The following is a 972-nucleotide window of genomic DNA, read 5'->3' as shown; positions in this document are numbered from 1 at the left end:
TAGCTGATAAACAAGGGCATGAGGTCTTAAGGACACCACCTTATCATCCCGAGTTACAACCAATAGAGTTATGTTGCGAGTGGTCTTAACCGCTTGATTTTTTTAGCAGATTTTAACTCGCCCTGTGCAAATCAATATCGTCTTTAATTTCAATTGATTATGAGAGATTTTCAAAATCTCTAAAACAACTGGCAACAAAATATTTTGTTTGACTACGTAGGTATCCGTGTCTGGCAACTCACGTTACACATGTGGGTTAAGAGTCAAGCCAGTTTTTCGTTTCCGAATTTTTTGAACAAAATCTAAATCGAGCAAAATTATCTCTTTTTATTACTCTGTATTTTGGTACCAATCTCCGTGAACTATTTTGTTCCAGAGAAAAAATACATGTATTCATCTTAGATTCCTTTTGATCTTGTGCAATCAAACTTGAAGCTTATTAATTTCATTATATCGACTTGACCAGTTAGATCAATCAAAATCTTATCGTATTCTCCCTATGGGTTAAGTTCGATTTTTTTAAAGACAACGCCGTCTTCAGCACCCCTTTGTGCAGATATTGGAGCAAAATGGTTTGAAAGCTCTTATAGTCAGTCTTTTTTGCTTATAAAGTCTCTTGCCTATCTTCCCCAGTCACGCAACGATGTTAATTGATATTTTCGACATTTTTTCCAGCTTGTTCCCGTGGCACTTTGGTTGATTGAAGGCTTCTTATGGTTCTTTGACAGAGATCGGGTGGTAAAAGGAGTATCAGCATTTGTTCCTATCCGAGGGATAAGAAGGATGAAAATAAGTAAAAAAACTAAATCCAAAGAAAATACATCCTTAAAAAATTTCTCAGAAGAAAATCACGCAACAAAACATACCCGCTACATAAATAGTCATAGCCATGACTTTGTTACAGCCAGGATTAATATTTATGGTAAAATCAAACAAGTAGATTTTTTATGCCTGGACTTGATCTGGAAACCG

At 35.6% G+C, this 972-nt stretch carries 1 protein-coding gene; it reads left to right on the top strand.

Annotated features, from left to right (window positions below; translation table 11 throughout):
* Nucleotides 1-783 precede the first annotated feature (783 nt).
* Nucleotides 784-972 (top strand): hypothetical protein (locus B147_RS32445; protein WP_033397237.1); only part of this gene is annotated, 189 nt, incomplete at its 3' end.

Source organism: Desulfobacter curvatus DSM 3379, from assembly GCF_000373985.1.
Taxonomy (GTDB): Bacteria; Desulfobacterota; Desulfobacteria; order Desulfobacterales; family Desulfobacteraceae; genus Desulfobacter; species Desulfobacter curvatus.
The sequence above is the reverse complement of the archived record's forward strand: the minus strand, read 5'-3'. Positions and strand labels throughout refer to the sequence as shown.